At 71.3% G+C, this 1395-nt stretch carries 1 protein-coding gene; it reads right to left on the bottom strand.

Annotated features, from left to right (window positions below):
* On the bottom strand, positions 1-1370 hold a 1370-nt coding region (locus tag ABEA26_RS35955; RefSeq protein ID WP_345598275.1), incomplete at its 3' end, for an acyl carrier protein.
* Positions 1371-1395 lie beyond the last annotated feature (25 nt).

The raw sequence follows: 1395 nt of genomic DNA, 5'->3' as shown, positions 1-1395 counted from the left end.
ACCGCCAACACCCGGTGACCGTTGACACGGGCATCGGAGAGACGCTCCAGCACCACCATGCCGACGCCCTCCGAGAAGCCCGCGCCGTCCGCCGCCGCGGCAAAGGACTTGCAGCGGCCGTCCGCCGCCAGGCCACGCTGCCGGGAGAACTCCACGAACAGTCCCGGCGTGGCCATCACGGTGACGCCGCCGGCCACCGCCAGGTCGCACTCACCCGCCCGCAGCGCCTGCGCCGCCAAGTGCAGGGCGACCAGCGACGAGGAACACGCGGTGTCCACCGTCACCGCCGGGCCTTCCAGGCCCAGGGTGTAGGCGATCCGGCCCGAGGCGACACTCCCCGCGTTGCCGTTCCCGACGAACCCCTCGGCCTCCCCCGCGATGCCTGCGAGGTGGTGGGAGTAGTCGTGGTACATCAGCCCGGCGTACACGCCCGCCCGTGCACCCCGCAGGCTCTCCGGCACGATCCCCGCATGCTCGAACGCCTCCCAGGAAGTTTCCAGAAGCAGCCGCTGCTGCGGGTCCATCACCAGCGCCTCACGCGGCGAGATCCCGAAGAAGCCGGGGTCGAACGCCCCCGCCTCATGCAGGAACCCTCCCTCCCGCGCGTAGGACGTGCCCGCGTGCGCGGGGTCGGGGTCGTACAGGTTGTCCAGATCCCAGCCACGGTCCACCGGGAAGTCGCTGATGCCCTCCCGGCCCTCCGCCGCCATCTGCCAGAGGTCCTCGGGCGAACTCACCCCGCCCGGATAACGACACCCCATCCCCACGATCACCACCGGATCGTCGGCATCCACCGCCACCACAGGAACACCCGCCGAGACCTCACCCACCAGCCCCAGCACCTCGGCCAGCAGGTGCTCGGCCAGTGCCTTCGGCGTCGGGTAGTCGAAGACCAGGGTTGCGGGCAGACGAACCCCGACCACCGTACCCAGCCGGTTGCGCAACTCGACCGCCGTCAGCGAGTCGAAGCCGAGTTCCTTGAACGGTTGGGCCTCGTCCACCGCCTGCGCGCTGTCGTGTCCCAGCACAGCCGCCGCCTGGGCCCGCACCACATCGAGCATCAGCCGCTCGCGCTCGCTCTCGCCGAGGCCCACCAGTCGCTCCGCCACGACGCCTCGCCCCGAGCTCTCCGCGCTCTCGCCCGCCCGCCGCAATGACGCTCTCACCAGGCCTCGGAACAGGGGATGCAACCCGCCGGTGTCCGCGAGCCGCTGAAGCGCGCCACGGCTCACCTTCAACGGCACCAGAATCGCCTGTCCGTCCGCCGCCAACGCCGCGTCGAACAGAGCCAGCCCGTCCTCGTCGGCGAGCGGCACGATGCCCGAGCGCGTCATACGGGCCACGTCCCGCTCGGCCAAATGCCCGGTCATGCCACTGGACCGCTCCCACAACCCC

Origin of the sequence: Streptomyces marokkonensis (assembly GCF_039539045.1) — a bacterium.
Lineage (GTDB): Bacteria > Actinomycetota > Actinomycetes > Streptomycetales > Streptomycetaceae > Streptomyces > Streptomyces marokkonensis.
Note: the sequence above shows the minus strand (reverse complement) of the source record. Positions and strands in the feature narration are given on the sequence as shown.